Annotated in this window: 17 protein-coding genes; 6 read left to right on the forward strand and 11 right to left on the reverse strand. The window is 35.7% G+C overall.

What is annotated here, in order from left to right; genetic code table 11:
- Positions 1 to 6 precede the first annotated feature (6 nt).
- The 7 genes from rplW to rpsL form a co-directional block, all read right to left on the reverse strand.
- On the reverse strand, positions 7 to 297 hold the full coding sequence (rplW, locus tag ACFEMA_RS12945; protein ID WP_411768632.1) for a 50S ribosomal protein L23: 291 nt from the start codon (positions 295 to 297) through the stop codon (positions 7 to 9).
- A gap of 7 nt (positions 298 to 304) precedes the next feature.
- Complete coding sequence (gene rplD, locus ACFEMA_RS12950; protein WP_411768633.1) at positions 305 to 934, reverse strand: 50S ribosomal protein L4; 630 nt, start codon at positions 932 to 934, stop codon at positions 305 to 307.
- A complete protein-coding gene (gene rplC, locus ACFEMA_RS12955; protein ID WP_411768634.1) occupies positions 934 to 1,551 on the reverse strand; it encodes a 50S ribosomal protein L3 in 618 nt (205 codons plus the stop codon). Before rplC ends, rplD begins: the two co-directional genes overlap by 1 nt.
- Before the next feature lie 167 nt (positions 1,552 to 1,718).
- A complete protein-coding gene (gene rpsJ / locus ACFEMA_RS12960; RefSeq protein WP_007650482.1) occupies positions 1,719 to 2,024 on the reverse strand; it encodes a 30S ribosomal protein S10 in 306 nt (101 codons plus the stop codon).
- Positions 2,025 to 2,036: 12 nt separating this feature from the next.
- A complete protein-coding gene (gene fusA, locus ACFEMA_RS12965; protein ID WP_411768635.1) occupies positions 2,037 to 4,166 on the reverse strand; it encodes an elongation factor G in 2,130 nt (709 codons plus the stop codon).
- Between the two features lie 6 nt (positions 4,167 to 4,172).
- The gene (rpsG, locus tag ACFEMA_RS12970; RefSeq protein ID WP_411768636.1) at positions 4,173 to 4,649 is read right to left on the reverse strand and encodes a 30S ribosomal protein S7; all 477 of its coding nucleotides are present in this window, start codon (positions 4,647 to 4,649) and stop codon (positions 4,173 to 4,175) included.
- A gap of 22 nt (positions 4,650 to 4,671) precedes the next feature.
- Positions 4,672 to 5,046 (reverse strand): 30S ribosomal protein S12, encoded by a 375-nt coding sequence (gene rpsL / locus ACFEMA_RS12975; RefSeq protein WP_179354551.1) that lies wholly within the window; start codon positions 5,044 to 5,046, stop codon positions 4,672 to 4,674.
- A 204-nt stretch (positions 5,047 to 5,250) separates the two neighbouring features.
- Here rpsL and ACFEMA_RS12980 point away from each other — a divergent pair, with 204 nt between their 5' ends.
- The 5 genes from ACFEMA_RS12980 to rlmB all read left to right on the forward strand — a co-directional run bounded on the left by ACFEMA_RS12980 (position 5,251) and on the right by rlmB (position 14,329).
- Positions 5,251 to 6,918: a POTRA domain-containing protein gene (locus ACFEMA_RS12980; protein WP_411768637.1), complete on the forward strand. Its 1,668-nt coding sequence runs from the start codon at positions 5,251 to 5,253 to the stop codon at positions 6,916 to 6,918.
- Between the two features lie 58 nt (positions 6,919 to 6,976).
- Positions 6,977 to 8,614, forward strand: coding sequence for an aryl-sulfate sulfotransferase (locus tag ACFEMA_RS12985; RefSeq protein ID WP_411768638.1), 1,638 nt, complete (start codon positions 6,977 to 6,979; stop codon positions 8,612 to 8,614).
- 112 nt (positions 8,615 to 8,726) lie between these two features.
- Positions 8,727 to 11,849, forward strand: a complete 3,123-nt coding sequence (locus ACFEMA_RS12990; protein WP_411768639.1) for a SusC/RagA family TonB-linked outer membrane protein — start codon at positions 8,727 to 8,729, stop codon at positions 11,847 to 11,849.
- A gap of 18 nt (positions 11,850 to 11,867) precedes the next feature.
- Complete coding sequence (locus ACFEMA_RS12995) at positions 11,868 to 13,529, forward strand: RagB/SusD family nutrient uptake outer membrane protein (protein WP_411768640.1); 1,662 nt, start codon at positions 11,868 to 11,870, stop codon at positions 13,527 to 13,529.
- A gap of 62 nt (positions 13,530 to 13,591) precedes the next feature.
- Entirely contained in the window at positions 13,592 to 14,329 is a 738-nt protein-coding gene (gene rlmB / locus ACFEMA_RS13000; RefSeq protein ID WP_411768641.1) for a 23S rRNA (guanosine(2251)-2'-O)-methyltransferase RlmB, read from the forward strand.
- A gap of 2 nt (positions 14,330 to 14,331) precedes the next feature.
- Here rlmB and ACFEMA_RS13005 read toward each other — a convergent pair whose 3' ends face one another.
- Positions 14,332 to 15,069, reverse strand: a complete 738-nt coding sequence (locus ACFEMA_RS13005; RefSeq protein ID WP_411768642.1) for a rhomboid family intramembrane serine protease — start codon at positions 15,067 to 15,069, stop codon at positions 14,332 to 14,334.
- Positions 15,070 to 15,186: 117 nt separating this feature from the next.
- On the opposite strand from ACFEMA_RS13005, the gene ACFEMA_RS13010 reads away from it, so the two are divergent.
- Positions 15,187 to 16,464 (forward strand): replication-associated recombination protein A, encoded by a 1,278-nt coding sequence (locus ACFEMA_RS13010; RefSeq protein ID WP_411768643.1) that lies wholly within the window; start codon positions 15,187 to 15,189, stop codon positions 16,462 to 16,464.
- Here ACFEMA_RS13010 and ACFEMA_RS13015 read toward each other — a convergent pair.
- The 3 genes from ACFEMA_RS13015 to ACFEMA_RS13025 are packed head-to-tail and all read right to left on the reverse strand — an operon-like array spanning position 16,461 to position 19,323.
- Entirely contained in the window at positions 16,461 to 17,321 is an 861-nt protein-coding gene (locus ACFEMA_RS13015; RefSeq protein WP_411768644.1) for a hypothetical protein, read from the reverse strand. The two genes, ACFEMA_RS13010 and ACFEMA_RS13015, sit on opposite strands and share 4 nt — an antisense overlap.
- Before the next feature lie 24 nt (positions 17,322 to 17,345).
- The gene (locus tag ACFEMA_RS13020) at positions 17,346 to 18,032 is read right to left on the reverse strand and encodes a YjjG family noncanonical pyrimidine nucleotidase (protein WP_411768645.1); all 687 of its coding nucleotides are present in this window, start codon (positions 18,030 to 18,032) and stop codon (positions 17,346 to 17,348) included.
- Positions 18,025 to 19,323: a polysaccharide deacetylase family protein gene (locus ACFEMA_RS13025; RefSeq protein WP_411768646.1), complete on the reverse strand. Its 1,299-nt coding sequence runs from the start codon at positions 19,321 to 19,323 to the stop codon at positions 18,025 to 18,027. The genes ACFEMA_RS13020 and ACFEMA_RS13025 overlap by 8 nt, the downstream gene beginning before the upstream one ends.
- Positions 19,324 to 19,325 lie beyond the last annotated feature (2 nt).

A 19,325-nucleotide genomic window follows, 5' to 3' on the forward strand; every position in this document is an offset into this window, starting at 1 on the left:
GTCTAATTACATGTTAGCGTATAAATCTATTGTTTCACCTTCCGCCAGTTGTACAATTGCCTTTTTAACAGCATTTGTTTTACCATGTTGAATACCCGTTTTTGTATAACGAGATCTTCTTTCTGGACGGACATTTATAGTACGAACTTTTTCAACAGAAACTCCATAAGCAGCCTCAACTGCATTTTTGATTTCTATCTTGTTCGCCTTTGTATTCACCTCAAATGCATATGCATTTAACGACTCACTTTGCATGGTCGCTTTCTCGGTGATGATAGGTTTTATTAAGATACTCATCGTTGTTCTATTTACTTAAATTCGATTCAATTCCTTCTAAAGCACTCTCTGTAAGAATAACTTTATTAGCATTCATAATTTTATAAGTGTTTAATTCTGAGTTGTTTATGACCTCAGAGCTCTTTAAATTGCGTGACGACAAATATACATTATTATTCGACGTCCCCAACACAAATAGAGATTTTTTGTTTTCAACCTCTAAAGCCTTTAAAATATTGGTAAAATTCTTAGTCTTTGGTGCATCAAAATTGAAATCTTCTAATACAACTATCGACTTATCATTTGCCTTAATACTTAATGCTGATTTACGTGCTAATCGCTTTACGTTTTTGTTTAATTTAAAACCGTAATTTCTCGGTCTAGGACCAAACATACGACCACCACCTTTAAAGATACCAGACTTAATACTACCTGCTCTTGCAGTACCAGTACCTTTCTGCTTCTTTATCTTACGTGTACTACCAGTAATCTCAGCTCTTTCTTTAGCCTTGTGCGTACCCTGTCTCTGATTTGCTAAGTATTGCTTAACATCTAAGTAAACAGCGTGGTTGTTAGGCTCAATAGCATACACTTCTTTAGAAAGTTCAACTTTCCTTCCAGTGTCTTTTCCGTTAATATCTAAAACTGCTACCTTCATTACTTCTGAATAATTACATAAGAATTTTTGTGACCAGGAACACATCCCTTAACAACAAGTAAGTTCTTTTCTGGAACTACTTTGTAAACTCTTAAATTTTGAACTTTCACTTTCTCACCACCCATTCTTCCGGCCATCTTCATTCCTTTGAATACTCTCGCAGGATAAGAAGCTGCACCAATAGAACCAGGAGCTCTTAGACGGTTATGCTGACCATGGGTAGCTTGACCAACACCACCAAAACCGTGACGTTTTACAACACCTTGAAATCCTTTACCTTTAGAGGTGCCAGACACATCAACAAATTCACCTTCAATAAAGTGCTCTACAGTGACAGCGTCACCTAATTTGTACTCCGCATCAAAACCTTTGAATTCAGCAACTTTACGCTTTACAGAAGTACCTGCCTTTTTAGCATGACCTAAGTCTGCTTTAGTAGCACTTTTCTCTGTCGCGTCATCGAAACCTAATTGAACAGCACTATAGCCGTCAACTTCTTCAGTTCTGACTTGGGTAACGATACATGGTCCAGCTTCGATTACTGTACATGGAATGTTCTTTCCATTTTCATCGAAAATGCTGGTCATACCGATTTTTTTTCCAATTAACCCAGACATATTTATTAATTATTAATTATTACTATTTGTTATTTAAAACTCAAGGCCGAAATACACTTCAGCCTTGAATTGTATTTTTACCGTTTTTCCTTTGCTCGCAGCTCTGGACATGTTTTTGAAACTATTTGTTTCTATTCATGAGATTCCTGCTTTCGCAGGAATGACACTTACACTTTGATTTCCACCTCAACTCCACTTGGTAATTCAAGCTTCATTAGAGCATCAATCGTCTTAGAAGATGAAGAGTAAATATCCAATAACCTCTTATAAGAACTTAATTGAAATTGCTCTCTCGACTTCTTATTTACGTGTGGTGAACGTAAGACAGTGAAAATCTTTTTGTGAGTTGGTAATGGGATTGGACCCGTTACAACAGCACCAGTACTTTTTACTGTTTTTACAATCTTATCAGCAGACTTGTCAACTAAATTATGATCGTAAGACTTTAATTTTATTCTAATTTTCTGACTCATTTTCTTTTAGTTTTAAGCTTCTACGCCTTTTGCTGCTTTAATTACTTCTTCTGATACATTAGATGGAGTTTCAGCATAATGTGAAAATTCCATTGTTGATGTTGCTCTACCTGAAGATAATGTTCTTAATGTTGTAACATAACCAAACATCTCAGATAACGGTACAGTTGCCTTAACAGTTTTTGCACCAGCTCTATCACCCATATCACTTACTTGACCTCTTCTTCTATTTAAATCCCCAACAATATCACCCATGTTTTCTTCTGGCGTAATCACCTCAAGTTTCATGATAGGTTCCATTATTACAGCTTTAGCAGCTTTAGCTGCATTCTTAAATCCTAATTTTGCTGCCAATTCGAATGATAATTGATCCGAATCCACATCGTGATAAGATCCGTCTTTCAATGTCACTTTCATCGCATCAACTTCAAATCCTGCAAGTGGACCATTGATCATTGCTTGTTTAAATCCTTTTTCAATGGAAGGGATAAATTCCTTAGGAACGTTACCACCTTTAATTTCAGAAACAAACTCTAAACCAACTTTTCCTTCTTCAGCAGGCTCAACTGTAAATACAATATCTGCGAATTTACCACGACCACCAGATTGCTTCTTATAAACCTCTCTATGATCAGCAGCTCTTGTAATTGCCTCTTTGTACTCAACCTGTGGTTGACCTTGATTCACCTCAACTTTGAACTCACGCTTCAAACGATCTACAATGATATCTAAGTGAAGCTCACCCATACCAGAGATAATTGTTTGGCCAGAAGCTTCATCAGTTCTAACAGTAAATGTTGGATCCTCTTCAGCTAGCTTTCCTAAAGCCATACCTAATTTATCGACATCCGCCTTAGTCTTTGGCTCAACTGCGATACCAATTACTGGATCTGGAAAGTTCATAGATTCTAAAACAATTGGATGCTTTTCGTCTGAAAGGGTATCACCTGTTTTAATATCTTTAAAACCAACTGCTGCACCAATATCACCAGCTTCGATATAATCGACAGCATTTTGTTTGTTAGAGTGCATTTGGTAAATACGAGAGATACGTTCTTTTTTACCTGAACGATTATTCAGTACATAAGATCCCGCATCTAAACGACCAGAATAGGCACGGAAAAATGCTAAACGTCCTACGAAAGGATCGGTCGCAATTTTAAATGCTAAAGCAGCAAAAGGCTCCTTTACATCTGGCTTACGTAATTCTTCTTTTTCTGTGTCTGGATTAACACCAGTAATACCTTCCTTATCAACTGGAGAAGGTAAGTAACGGCAAACCGCATCTAAAAGGAACTGAACTCCTTTGTTTTTAAATGCAGATCCACAGATCATTGGGATGATAGACATATCCATCACAGCAGCTCTAAGTGCAGCATGCACTTCGTCTTCTGTAATAGAATCTTCATCCTCCATATATTTTTCTAACAGATTCTCATCATAAGCGGCAACTTCTTCAATAAGTTTACCTCTTAGTTCAGCTGCTTCTGCTTTTAATTCTTCAGGAATATCAACAACGTCAAACGTCGCTCCTTGAGTTTCATCATGCCAAATGATAGCACGGTTCTTCACCAAGTCAACAATACCTTTAAAATCGATTTCGTCACCGATGTTCATTACAATAGGTACAGCATTAGAACCTAACATGTCCTTAACTTGCTGGCAAACTGCCATAAAGTTAGATCCTTGACGGTCCATTTTGTTTACAAAACCTATACGAGGTACTTTATAGTTATCGGCAAGTCTCCAGTTAGTTTCAGATTGTGGCTCAACACCATCAACTGCACTAAATAAGAAAACCAATCCATCTAATACACGTAACGAACGATTTACCTCAACAGTAAAATCTACGTGACCAGGAGTATCGATAATATTAAAGTTGTAATCCATTGTTTCAGGTAATGGCTGTGCATTTTCCATTGGAAACTTCCAGGTACAAGTTGTAGCAGCAGAAGTAATTGTAATACCTCTTTCTTGCTCTTGCTCCATCCAGTCCATAGTAGCAGCACCATCATGTACCTCACCAATTTTGTGGGATACACCTGTGTAATAAAGGATACGCTCTGTAGTTGTTGTTTTACCGGCATCAATATGCGCAGCAATTCCTATATTTCTTGTATATTTTAAATCTCTTTGTGCCATTGTTTATTAAAATCTAAAGTGTGAGAATGCTTTGTTTGCTTCTGCCATTCTGTGAGTATCAACTCTCTTCTTAACAGCAGCACCTTCTTCCTTAGCTGCAGCCAATACTTCTGCTGCTAATCTTTGTGCCATAGATTTTTCGTTTCTTTTACGTGAAAAGCTGATTAGCCATTTCATTGCAGTAGAAACCTTTCGGTCTGGACGAATCTGCATTGGTATCTGGAATGTTGCTCCACCAACTCTACGGCTACGTACTTCTACGTGAGGCATAACGTTAGATAATGCTTCTTTCCAAATTTCTAATGCTGTTTTTTCGTCGTCGTTCTTTTTCTCCTCAACAATATCAATTGCGTCGTAGAATACTTTAAAAGCTACAGACTTTTTACCGTCCCACATCATCATATTGACAAATCGTGTTACCAACTGATCGTTAAATCTTGGATCTGGTAAAAGAGGTCTCTTTTTTGCTGCTCTTTTTCTCATGTCTTCTTCTTAAAGTTTTTAATTACTTTTTAGGGCGTTTTGCACCATACTTAGATCTACGTTGTGTTCTACCAGATACACCTGCTGTATCTAATGCTCCACGAACGATGTGATATCTAACACCTGGCAAATCTTTTACCCTTCCACCTCTAACCAATACTATCGAGTGCTCTTGTAGGTTGTGACCCTCACCACCAATGTATGCATTCACCTCTTTACCGTTTGTTAAACGAACCCTTGCTACCTTACGCATTGCTGAGTTTGGTTTTTTAGGTGTCGTTGTATAAACACGAGTACATACACCACGTCTCTGAGGACACGAATCTAAAGCAGCCGATTTACTCTTCTTGGTTATTTTGGCTCTTCCTTTTCGTACTAATTGTGAAATTGTTGGCATATAATTTTACTATATAATATTAAAACCCTCACTTTTGAGGGCTGCAAAGGTAGAAATTAATCTCAATTATTCAAACACTAATGAATTAATTTTGCAAAGAATTTGACTTATTCGTTTTTACCATATATATTAAAGGTTACTTTTACATTAATTACTCGCTTAAGCAACTAAAGTGATCGAAACAAAATGATGCGTAATTATTGTTTGCTCCTTCTTTTTTTTAATTGCATCTCGGCAACTATACATGGTCAAAAATTAACTCTAAACGCTTCTGGAGAATCTCAGCACACTACTTCTGTTATTGATTCTTTAAACTATTCTAAATCTCATGAAGATTTTAAAAGCTTAAGCAGTGAGGTTGACTCCATTTCTAAACGTCTTATTAAAAATGGTTACATAGACACTAAGCTGAATCAAATCATAAAAGAAAATGACAGCACTTATTTAGCCGAATTTTATTTAGGAGATAAAATTAATGCCGTAAAGATATATATTAAGGACAACTTTGATATTAGCATTTTAAAATCTGCTGGCTTAAAACTTTCAGAATCTCTTATCGAAATAAAATTCAGTGAATTAGAGACAAAACTTGCCACACTTAACCAAGTGATGGCTGAACAAGGCGATCCGTTTTCACAACTCAAGCTAAATGATATTAAAAGAGAGCATTCAAACACACTTTCAGCAACTCTTGAAACAACAAGTAATCAAAAAAGAACAATTGATAAGATAATTGTAAAAGGCTATGAGAAATTTCCAAAGTCCTATGTTAAGCATTTTTTGAAGCTAAAAACCGGAAAGTCATTTAACCTCACTCAAATAAGAAAAAGGTCTGCTACTCTACAGCAGCTGCGCTTTGCAAAAGAAGTAAAAGAACCTGAGGTCCTTTTTACAAACGATTCTACCATATTATATATATATACCGAAAAATCAAAGAGTAATAATTTTGATGGGTTTTTAGGTTTTGGAACAAATGAAGGCACCAACAAGTTAGAGTTCGACGGTTATCTAGATTTACAACTAACAAATAATCTTAATTATGGAGAGTCTCTAAGCCTCTTTTATAAAAGTGATGAGATTGACCAGCAAACCATAGATATTAATGCGAGCCTCCCTTTTATTTTTTCTTCACCAATAGAAATTAATGTAGGGCTCAATATCTTTAGAAAGGACACCACTTTTAGCACAACAAGTCAATTTGTAAAAATAAATTATCAAATCAACCCAAATCACAAAATAGGTGCTGGTATAAAAGGCATAAACTCCAGCAACCTATTAAGCACATCTTTTAGTGACCTTCAAGATTATTCGTCTAATTTTTATAATCTAAGCTATCAATTTATAAGGCCGCAAAATTATGACTTTCTTTTTCCTGTAAACATGTTTTTTGAAACTTCATTTGGTTTTGGAAAGAGAGACAACAACTCAACAGTGATAGACCAGACTGTGCTTGAAATTGAGAGTTTTAAAATATTCAACCTAAATGATAGGAATAGCATTTTCATTAAGGCAAAAGCAGTTAGTCTATTTTCAGACAATTTCCTAGACAATGAGCTTTACAGATTTGGAGGCATAAATTCCATTCGAGGATTTGAAGAGAACAGTTTAGTTGCAAATCTTTATGGAGTCATAAATACTGAATACCGCTACCGATTGAGCAATACAATTTATGTGAATTCCGTTTTGGATGCGGCTTACTTCGAGAATGACATCGTCGACTCTAAAACTAAACTCTTCGGTTTTGGGTTTGGATTTGGTTTATTGACAAATGCAGGGCTTTTTAAATTAAATTACTCTAGTGGCAAAACCGAAGGTCAACAATTTAAGATATCGGACTCTAAAGTACATATTAGTTTAACGGCTAGATTTTAATTTTGAAATTGAATATAAATTTCAATTCGTTAGATTTGTTTCATATTACTAAAAAATTATGAATAGAAAATTACTAACCCTACTTTCAATAAATTTATTTTTCTCATTTGCACTAGCTCAAAATACAGTAGGTACAATTATAAATACTGAAGATGCAGCACCAGGATATACTCTCTTTACTGCCAGTACTGAAACTTATTTAATAAATAATTGTGGAGAAGTTATAAATCAATGGTCGAGTGTCTACCCGCCTGGCAATGCTGTATATTTATTAGAAGATGGCAGTATCCTAAGAGCTGGCCGAACAAGCTCGGGTGATATCACTTTTGGGGGGCAAGGTGGTATTGTTGAAAAATTTGATTGGGATGGCAACCTAACATGGCAGTACTTATACGACACCCCTCAAATGAGACAACACCATGACGTTTATCCAATGCCCAATGGTAATGTTTTAATTCTAGCTGCAACAGTGATGAGTAATGCTGAAGCCATCCAAGCAGGTAGAAATCCCTCATTACTCCCTGAATCAGATCTATATAATGAGCAAGTTATAGAGGTAACGCCATCTGGTTTAAATGGTGCTATTGTAGTATGGGAATGGAATATCAACGATCATTTAATACAGGATTTTGATGCTACAAAGGATAATTTTGGTGATGTAGGCCTCAGTCAGGGGAAGTTAGATATTAACTTTTTAAATGGGGGTTCGGGAGGTTCAAATTGGCTTCACATGAATTCAGTTCAATATAATGAAGCTTTAGATCAAATTATACTTAGCTCAAGGAATCTTAGTGAAATATATATTATTGACCACTCAACAACTTCTCTAGAAGCAGCATCAAGTTCAGGAGGCACTTACGGCAACGGTGGTGATTTTTTATACCGATGGGGTAATCCTCAATCTTACAGACATGGGGATGAAACAGATCGTTTATTATATGGACAACATTATCCTTACATTATTGAAGATGGACTTATCGACGCTGGTAAAATGATTCTCTTTAATAATGGTAATGGGAGAACGCCTCTTTTCTCAGATGTCTATGTATTTACTTTACCTGAAAGCTCCCCAGGCTTTTATAATTATACTGCTAACACTGCATATGCGCCATTAGCACCAGATTATATTTATAATACTCCAACACCAACAGATTTTTATTCAAGTATTTTGAGTAGTGCTCAGAGACTTCCAAATGGTAATACGCTTATATGTGAAGGTTTTAATGGTAGGTTTTTTGAAATCGATCAACTAGAGAACAAAGTCTGGGAATATATTAGTCCTGTAAACAACAACAATGGTGATATTGCTTCTCAGGGGGATGATCCAGGTGGAATTGCAAACTTATCGTTTAGGGCCATTAAATATCCCTTAGATTATCCTGCCTTTGACAGTAGGGATCTTACGCCAGATGACCCTATTGAGGATAACTCATCTATGAATGTAGCATGCACTACTTTGTCTACTAATCAAAATGAGTCTCATACGGTTTCAATATACCCAAATCCTACTCAAAGTGTCATCAATATCAATACTAGGTTTGATATCGATAAAATTGAGATTTATAACATCATTGGTGCCAAAATAGCCGAAACCTATTCTGCGAGTTTTGATTTATCGCAATATAAAAATGGTGTATATTTCTTAAACATATATTTAAATGGTAATCAAATAAGTAAGAAAATTATCAAGTATTGAAGTGTAGGATTATGTGCGAGCTTATTTTTTAAGATTTAAAAATTAACTATTTATTGTTGTTTATTTAATCATTTATTAAGACTTTTAAACCACTAACTCAAAAAATCAAAGAATGAAACAACTTTTTAAACAGGCACTAGCCTTGTTGCTAGTGCTATGTGTACAATTTAGTTTTGCACAAGAAAAAACAATCACAGGTACAGTTTACGACGATAACAGTGTTCCTCTGCCTGGTGCAACTGTAGTCGTAAAAGGATCCACAATAGGTACCTCAACTGACTTTGATGGTAATTATACCATTAATGCTAATCAAGGAGCTACATTAGTTTTCACTTATGTTGGTTTTACAACCCAAGAAGTTATTGTAGGTGCATCTAACGTCATTAATGTTAATATGGCAGAAGATGCAACAGCTCTTGATGAAGTTATTGTTACAGCTTACGGGCAAACCACAAAAGAAGCCTTTACTGGTTCTGCGGATGTAGTTGGAGCTAAAGACTTAGCTGTAAGAAATGTAACTTCGCCAATTTCTGCAATAGAAGGTAGAGCAACTGGTGTTCAATTTACTTCACCAGCTGGACCTGGTGCATCCCCTGGTATAGTTATCCGTGGTGTAGGTACACTTAACGGAAGTGCAGCTCCTCTTATTATATTGGATGGCGCTCAATACTCAGGTTCACTCAATGCAATCAATCAAGAAGATATCGAGTCCTTTACTATACTTAAGGATGCTGCGTCGACCTCTCTTTATGGATCACGTGCTGCCGGAGGTGTTATTATAATAACAACCAAAAAAGGATCTAAAAGTGGTACAAGAGTAAGCTTCTCTGCTCAAACAGGTATGGTTACAAATGCAGTCCCTTTATATGATCGATTAGGCCCTGGACAATATTATGAAGCCATGTGGGAGGCTCTAAAAAATTCATCTGCTGGAGGCGGTGATCCTGCCTTTGCAAGTGCTAATATTTACAATCAATTAGGCTATAACCCTTTTAATGTACCTAACGATCAAATAGTTGGTACTGATGGTCAATTAAATCCTAATGCTCAAGTCATCTATCAAAGTTTAGACTGGTTTGATACTTTACAGCGTACAGGAGTTAGAAATAACTACAATGTTAACGTTTCTTCTGGAGGCGAAGATCATACCGTTTTCTTTTCCGCTTCATATTTAGACGAAGAAAGTTATGTCATTAGGTCTGAGTTTGATCGTATTACAGCAAGACTTAATGCTGAGTTTGACGTAAGTGAAAGTATAAAAATTGGTGGTACTGCCAATATAGCTCTTACTGAAGCAAGAGGGCCAAGTTCTGGAGGTACTGGTAGTATTGTGAATCCATTTTCTTTTGCACAGAATATAGGTGCTATTTACCCAGTTTTCGTCAACGATTTAAACGGTAATCTAGTTAGAGATGATTTTGGAAACCCTATTTTTGACAACGGTGAAGGGTTTTCAGAATTTAATATCGGATCTAGGCCTGTTAACCAAGGACGTCATGCGCTTCAAGAATTGTTATTAAATGATGAGAGAGATCAAGACAACACTTATGGCATGAGACTTTTTACAGAAATAAAAATTATTGACGGTTTAAAATTGAGAGTTTTATATTCTAGAGACATCAATGACCTTGTTGAAAGAGAATATGAAAATAATCTTATTGGAGATGCGCAACCTGTCGGAAGATATAGCCAAGACCGCGCAAGAAGAGATTTAGAAACATTTAATCAAGTTCTTACCTACACCAAAAGTTTTGGTGATCACAATCTTGATGTTACTGTTGGTCACGAAAGTTTTGAGTGGATATTTAGTGACATTGGTGGTCTTGCGACTCAGCAAGCTGCTAACGGGATTTTTGAATTTGACAACTTTGCAAATATTGTAGACCTCGATGGTGCTACAAATGATAAAGCTATAGAAAGTTATTTTTCAAGACTTAATTATAACTATGATAATAAGTACTATTTAAGTGGTTCTGTGAGACAAGATGAATCTTCCGTATTTAGTCCAGAAAGTAGAAAGGGTACATTTTACTCTGTTGGCGGATCGTGGCGTATAGACCAAGAAAAATTTATGGAGAACGTATCTTTTGTGGATCAACTTAAAATACGATCATCTTGGGGTGAAGTTGGTAATGATCGATTAGGTGGTTTTTATGTTTCTCAACCTTTATTTAGTATAACATCAGCTGCTGGAAGTCCTGCTGTTCTATTTACAGATATTGGGAATAGTGATTTAAAATGGGAAACTATTGAAACTTTTGACATAGCATTAGAGTTTGGTCTTTTTAACAATTTCTTGGAAGGATCCGCTGAATATTATAAAAGAACAACTACCGATCTTTTATATCTTTTACCAATAGCACCTAGTAATGGGTTAAATGAAGTTCCTGTAAATGTTGGTGATTTATATAACTCTGGATTGGAATTTGGATTGACCGCACATTTATTTAACACTGCTGACTTTAGGTGGGATCTAAATCTTCAGGCTTCTACATTTAAAAACGAAATTACCAGCTTACCATCTCCAGTTATAGTCGGTAATCAAAGATGGGCAGAAGGACGCTCTAGATATGATTTTTACTTGCTTCCAACTGCAGGGGTAGATCCAGCTAATGGAGATCAATTATTCTTTTTATATGAATTGAATGACGATAACGAAAGTGTACCAGTGCTTAATGCAGATGGTAGTATACAAACGACGAACGATTGGACTGAAACTGAAAGAGTCTATACTGGTGATACATCAATTCCAGATGTACTAGGATCTGTCTTAAACAGTGTTACATATAAAAACTTTAGTTTAGATGTGTTATTTACATATGGCATTGGTGGATCTGTCTTAGATAATGGTTATTCTGGTTTAATGCACGCTGGTACGTATGGGCGCTCACTTCACCCAGATATTCTAAGAGCATGGAGACAACCTGGTGATATTACAGATGTCCCGAGACTAGAAAACGGTAATCCAGATTTAGTAAGAGGAAATTCTGATCGCTTTTTAACTGATGCATCATTTTTATCTTTAAAAAATGTTAACCTATCCTATAGTTTTGGTAGTAAAGTAAAAGAAGCATTCGACATCGATGACCTTAGAGTATCTATAACTGGAGAAAACTTGTTTTTAACAAGTGAAAGAAAAGGACTAAATCCTCAAGATAACCTTGCAGGATCGCCTTCAGCTAATGATTTTTCACCTAACAGAATTATTTCACTTGGATTAAACGTATCCTTCTAACATTAAAACACAATTATTATGTTTAAAAAAATAAAAATTTTGCTTTTGGCTTTATTATTAGTGCCAATAGTATCATGCAATGAAGAATTTTTAGAAAGAACACCCACAGATGCGATAGCCGCTGGTGATGCCCTTGCAAATGAAGCAAATATGCAATTGGTTTTAAACGGTGTACACCGCGGATTATTTTCACAATCCCAAACTGTATTTCCTGGAGGAAATACAGCTCGAGCTAACAATCATTTTTGGGTTCCTATGGGAGATAACTTGGCAGGTGAATTAATCCATTCGGCAAGTGCCAATAACTTAGGTTGGAGAACAACTATGCAATGGAATGACCATACAATACCAACATCTCTGACAAATGAGTTACTATGGTATCATCGTTATAACATCATTTTACATGCTAATCTATTGATTAATGGAATTGAAAATGGAGGTTTAACAATGACCGAAGGACTAAATAGAATTTTGGGACAAGCTTACACTTACAGAGCTTATGCATACCTTTCACTTGTTCAACATTATGGTAGAGGTTATTTAATTGGCAATCCAGCGACTGATCTTGGGGTTCCGTTATTATTCTCATCAGAATCACCATTTACTAGTGAAGCTAGATCAACGGTTCAAGAAATTTATGACCAAATAGAATTAGATTTGGATGCTGCTATAGCTGCATTTGCGGCAGGAGGAGATAATGGTAGTGGTAGTGGTGGAGCTAGTCCAGCGGCAAAAATGCAATTAAATGCTAATGCGGCACATGGAATTAAAGCACGTTGGGCATTGTCTAAAGGTGATTGGCAAACAGCTGCAGATGAAGCTGTAGCTGCTAGACAAGGTTACCCATTATTGAGCGAAGGTGATTGGAAATCTGGATTCAACTCTAACGGATTGTCTGAAGTTATTTGGGGAAGTAATGTTATAGAAACAGAAACTACATTTTTCCGATCATATTTCTATTTAGCAAGTAACACGTTCAATGGAAGCCAAATCAGAAATAACCCAAAAATTGCTGATAGAAGATTAGTAGATGCAATTCCTGATACAGACTTTAGAAAAGATGTATTTTTACCAGATGCACCAAACTCAAATACTTCTGCTGCAAACGGAGAAGGAGGATGGGATAATAACACCAATCCTTTATATACAACTGAAGAAGAATTTGATGCTGCCATTGCTGATATAAAAAGCACTTATGGTTTAGTTTCTGGTCATAATACGCATCCATACATGCATTTTAAATTAAAACAAGCAAATCCAGGAACGATTGATCCTGATGATGTCATTTATATGCGATCTTCTGAAATGTATCTTGTTGAAGCTGAAGCTAAAGCTATGATGAATGACATTATTGGTGCTCAACAAGCATTAGACGCATTGGTATCAACAAGAGATAGTGCGTTCGATGCAACAGTTTTTATCGACCAAACTAGTCTTATGGATGAGATTAAATTTCAATGGAGAGTAGAAATGTGGGGCGAAGGATTTGGATATACCAATAAAATTAGATGGGATGAAGGTATTGACCATGCAGCTGATGGTGGCTCTGGTGCCTCTTCTGTATTGTACCAAGGAGCATATCAAATAGAAAGACCCTCAGTGAATGATGACTGGATATTTAAAATCCCTCAAGCTGAGATTGATGCTAATCCTAACATTGGGCCTGGCGATCAAAATTAATAAGAGATTTAATAGTCTTAAAACCACCCATAATCTGGGTGGTTTTTTTATACCTTTACCCCATGAAAAATGAAAGCACCATCTTTGGTATTAGAGCCATCATTGAAGCTATAAATTCTGGTAAGTCTATCGATAAAGTTTTTTTACAGAAAGGGCTTCGAGGGGAACTTTTTCAAGAGTTGGAAGGACTTATTAGATCCGAGAAAATTAATTCGAGTTATGTGCCCATTGAAAAGCTTAACCGTTTATCTAAAGGCGGAAATCATCAAGGTGCAGCAGCTCAAATTTCACCAGTGGGTTTTCATTCTATAGATGATTTAGTACTAAATGTTATTGAATCTGGTGTAAATCCATTGTTTTTACTTTTAGACCAGCTAAGTGATGTTAGAAATTTTGGAGCTATTATAAGAACAGCAGAATGCACAGGTGTTTCTGGTATTATCATTCAAAAAAAAGGCGGAGCACCTATTAATGGTGATACCATAAAAACAAGTGCCGGAGCTATTTTTAAAATTCCAATTTGTAAGGTCGATCATATTAAGGATGCTGTTTACCACATGCAGGCTTCAAGCATTAAAGTTATAGCTGCCACTGAGAAAGCAAATCAAACCATTTATGATGTATCCCTAAAAGAGCCCTGTGCCATTATCATGGGATCAGAAGGACGTGGTATAAATCCTTCTGTTTTAAAAGCTGTTGATGAACAGGCCAAACTTCCCATACTTGGCGAAATTGAGTCCTTAAATGTCTCAGTAGCTTGTGGGGCTTTTTTATATGAAGCGGTGAGACAGCGTCAATAACATCAGTCTTCTTTGTTTTTGAAAATATAATTTATGCTTGTTTTTGAGACTTCATCAGATTCTAAATCAGTTTCATCTTCAGGTTTTTGTTCTATAAAATTTCCATCTTCATCAAACTGTTTCATAAAAGGGTCGTCGGCTTCATTGTAAGTAGGTTGCTCCCACACATAACGTTCTGGTTTAGCTACAGATCTTCGGAATATAATTGCAAATACCAATCCTGTAAGTAAACCGCCCAAATGACCTTCCCATGACACGCCATCCTTTATAGGAAAAACATACCAAATCATACTGCCATATAGAAAAATTACTAAAAGAGATAGTGCAATGAGACGATAATGCTTAGCTAAAATCCCTTTAAAAAACATAAAGCTTACTAATACATAGATGAGACCACTGGCACCGATATGGTTACCAGATTTTCCTATAATCCATGTTAAAAACCCCGACACAACTATTCCAAAAAAAATAACTCTCCAAGCTATTTTATTATAGAAATAAAACAGTGCCATGGTTAGCACAAAAAGTGGAATGGAATTATGATATAGATGTTGAATGTTGGCGTGCAAGAAAGGGCTCGTAAAAATCCCAAATAGACCATCAATTTCCTGAGGGTGGATACCATAGTTTTTAATACCACCATAAACTCTAACCTGAAACCAAAAAACCAACCAAATAGTAAATACCATTAATAAAGGGTAAATAACCACACGATTAGAGTATTTGAAATTTTGACTCATTAAGATATTTTAGTTTATGCTGTCAAATTTCTCGCCATATTGCAAATGACTGAATAATTGTCACTCATTATCTGCTAATTTAAGATTTTTATAAGCCACATTTTGTAATTTTACTTTATGAATATTCCATTGGCAGAACGTCTTAGACCACAAAATTTAGATGATTATCTAAGCCAAACCCATTTGGTTGGTGAAGACGGTGCGCTATACCAACAAATTAAAAGCGGGGTGATTCCGTCATTGATTTTATGGGGACCTCCGGGTATCGGTAAAACTACTCTGGCTTATATCATTGCCAATGAGTCTGAACGCCCTTTTTACAAATTGAGTGCCATCAATTCTGGGGTTAAAGATATTAGGGAGGTCATTGATAAGGCTAAAAAAAGTGGAGGTTTATTTACTGCTAAAAACCCAATACTATTTATAGACGAAATTCATCGATTTAGCAAATCGCAACAAGATTCCTTATTAGAAGCTGTTGAAAAAGGATGGGTTACCTTGATTGGAGCAACTACGGAAAATCCAAGTTTTGAAGTCATCCCTGCTCTCCTATCACGTTGTCAAGTTTATGTGTTAGAGTCTTTTAGTAAATCAGACCTTGAAGCATTGTTGCACCGAGCAGTAAAAAAAGATGAAGTACTTTCAAAGTTAGACATTGAATTAAAAGAGACCGATGCTCTTTTAAGGTTATCTGGAGGTGATGCTCGTAAATTGTTGAATATTTTTGAACTGATAGTAACTTCATTTGAAGGAGACACCATTGAAATAACAAATAAGGCTGTACTTAAGCAGGTACAAAGTAATACTGCACGATACGATAAAACCGGAGAACAACACTACGATATCATTTCGGCATTTATAAAATCCATTAGAGGTAGTGATCCCAACGCTGCTGTTTATTATCTCGCTCGTATGATTGAAGGTGGTGAGGATGTGAAATTTATTGCTAGACGATTATTAATTTTAGCTAGTGAGGATATCGGTAACGCCAACCCGACTGCATTGGTTATTGCTAACAACACCTTCCAGGCGGTATCCGTTATTGGCAATCCAGAATCTAGAATTATTTTGAGTCAGTGCACCACATATTTGGCGAGTTCCCCAAAAAGCAATGCTGCGTATATGGCTATTAACAAAGCACAGCAACTGGTGAAACAAACAGGAGACCTATCAGTGCCATTAGGTCTAAGGAATGCACCGACAAAATTAATGAAAGAATTGGGCTATGGTGACCAGTATAAGTACGCCCACGACTTTGAAAACAATTTCGTAAATCAAGAATTTTTACCTAACGAAATTGAGAACACGAGACTCTATGAACCTGGAAACAACAGTAGAGAGTTAGCCCAACGTCAATATCTTAAAACATTATGGAAAGATAAATACGGCTACTAAAACTTTATATTTAGAACTTTTTCTGTTTTTGTAGCGCCTGTATTTTCCGAATAAATCCATTGACCATCTTTCTTAAATACAATCGCTTCTTTTCCTTTTACAGTATACACATTGTCTGCTGCTGTATTTAAAAGCACCATAACTTTTTTTGGCTCTGAATCCACTAGCTGAAAGCCCCCTTCTATCTTTTGGGCATATAATAAATCACTATTTGATTTAGACATGTTAGTTTCTGGTTCTACTTCTTTAACCGTCTGTTCATTTACCTTAACTTCTGGCTCAGGCATTTTTTCTTCTGCTTTGTCTTCCTTTAGCTTTTTAATTTCTTTTTTTAAACTTTCGATTTCAGATTTTGTAGCAGTATCTTCTTCTATAGGCTTTTGACTTTTTGCAACTGGTACTACCATCATTTCCTCTTCTAAAGGCTCATAAGAATACCCCATAAAATTAAAAGACTCAAAGGCTTCTTTTATGGCAATACTATATGCTTCCTTATATTCCTTTTCCTTAGTGCTACCAATTTGAGAGGTTTCTATAATATTACCCACACAATCCTTTAATTCAATTTGTATATTGGTTTTTAAAAAGCCGCCCTTAACTTTATTAACATCGGCATAAAGTGCTTTACATCTGTTTTCAAATAATTCTTTTGGCAATTCTTGTACATCAAAATAGGCCTTTACACCTAATTGATTAAACAGGTGTTTTGTCAGAGAACTGGTTCTATACTGATCCTGACCTTTTAAAAAGTCTAGTTGAATAGGGACTACAACATATTTGTAGTTATTCAGGCTTTTTTGTGAATAGGACATCGCAAAAGTAAATAGCAATGCAAATACGGTTATATTTTTTATCATCGAAAATTGAATTTTATTAATTAATCACAAATACCGAATCAAATCCTTAAGCTGGCTCACACGATTTAATTCTACTTTAGGATATCTATTGGCATAATCAAAAAGAATGGACTCCATCCCTACTGCAATCGCCCCTTCGATATCAGCTTCTAAATTATCACCAATCATTATGGACTCAGATGCTATTGCCCCAGCTTGCTCTAACGCAAAGTTAAATATTTTTGGATTAGGTTTTTTTACACCAACCATTTCTGAATTTGTAACAGTTTTAAAATGATGCCTAATATTAGAGGTCTTCATTTTCTTTTCCTGAATTTCTTCAAATCCATTGGTTATAATATGCAATTGATAGGATTGTTTTAAATGGTTTAAAATGTCTTCTGTTCCTTCAAAAACATGATTAAAATTACTTAAATAGGTAATGTAATCTTCAGATAATTGATAAATAATCTCATCTGAAACCTCCATATTAATTGCTGTAAACGCATCCTTTAACCTGCCATACCTTAAATCTGACTTTGAAACGCGTTCTTCTCTATAGAGTTTCCAATACTTAAAGTTAATAGGCTCATACACATTCAAAAAATCCTGAAGTGCTAAATCTAGTTTGTGAATTTTGAAAATCTTTTCAAAAGTCAGGCCCGAATTTCTATCAAAGTCCCAAAGGGTATGATCCAAATCAAAAAAAACATGCTTTATTAGCTTAGTCATTTACTGAGTCTATTGCTAGGTTAAACAAAGTTCTAAAACCTTTCCATCTGGCATCGCCACCTAATGAATAATTATGAAACACCGGTGTAAAAGTGCCATTTACAGCCTTTATCTCGTTCATAAAACGCTGTAAATGTTCGGCTTTGTCAAGCAGGGACCTATGCTTCAAAAGCGCAAAATCCATCATGTGATATGGATTGATTACTAATGGTGTCTGCACCTCGTAATCCAAGTCGTAAAAAAGAAAAGGTGTACACGTACCAGCTCTAAAACCCAATTCGTTGATATAGCCCATTGTAAAATCCTGATATACTTCTAGTTCCAATAAGTTACGGTAGGTACTTGGTAAATTCAATTTAGAAAAGGAATTTCTCACTCCAATGACATCTCTATTAATAACGGATTCCATTTTAGTTTTCTCTTTTTTAAGCTTTTCAAAATCTTCTAGTGCAAAGTAGGATGCTTTTAAACCCACACTACAATAATCCCCGATAGATTTAATAAGGGAGACAAATTCCTTTTTATTGATGCTTATATTTTTGTCGTAAGTAGAATAATCCCCGATGAGGAAAAACACACTAAATTTAAAAGCGCATTTCTTTTGACGCTTTATAATCCACTTAAAACTGTCATACGGGTCTCGTTTAAAACCAAGCAATACCGAAATCCGCTCGTATAATTGTTTAAATTTAAACCTGATTACATCCCCTAAAACCCCTCCGATTGTTCGTAACAGCCCTTTTTTTCTATAATAGAAAGCACTAGGCACATCAATGACTGGTTGTACCTCATAGCTCCGTTTTGGAAATTCAAATTTGGGAAATCCTTCTTGTAAAACCGACTTGAGTTTATAAGCCCAAATGTCAACAATAGGTTGTCTTAAAAACCCTTCTTTTTTTGCCAAGCTCTCTGATGCGATAAAACGGCCATAATCATCCCTTACCTGTGGTAAGTATTCTTCGTAACGAGACATGAGATAAAATGAAGCTGCAAAAATATCGAAAGGCAAATGGCTACGATCATTGGTTACAAAAAAACCCTTTGTATTATCCCAATCCGAAACATTAACTTCAACATCGGACAGCCCTTGCTCAAAAAGTAATTCGTGACTTTTTATAAAAATTTCATTACTCAACGGCTGCCTAGTGTAAGACATTTTTAAACTGTCGTGAGCTATAAAATCTTCGACCTTTGAGGTAAAGCTAACATCAATACCTAATATACGCTTGCAAATATGCTTAAATGTATAGGTTAACCTTGGAGTAATTTTATGGGTATAAACGAGCAGCATTA

This window comes from Winogradskyella sp. A3E31, from assembly GCF_046720935.1.
Taxonomy (GTDB): Bacteria; Bacteroidota; Bacteroidia; order Flavobacteriales; family Flavobacteriaceae; genus Winogradskyella.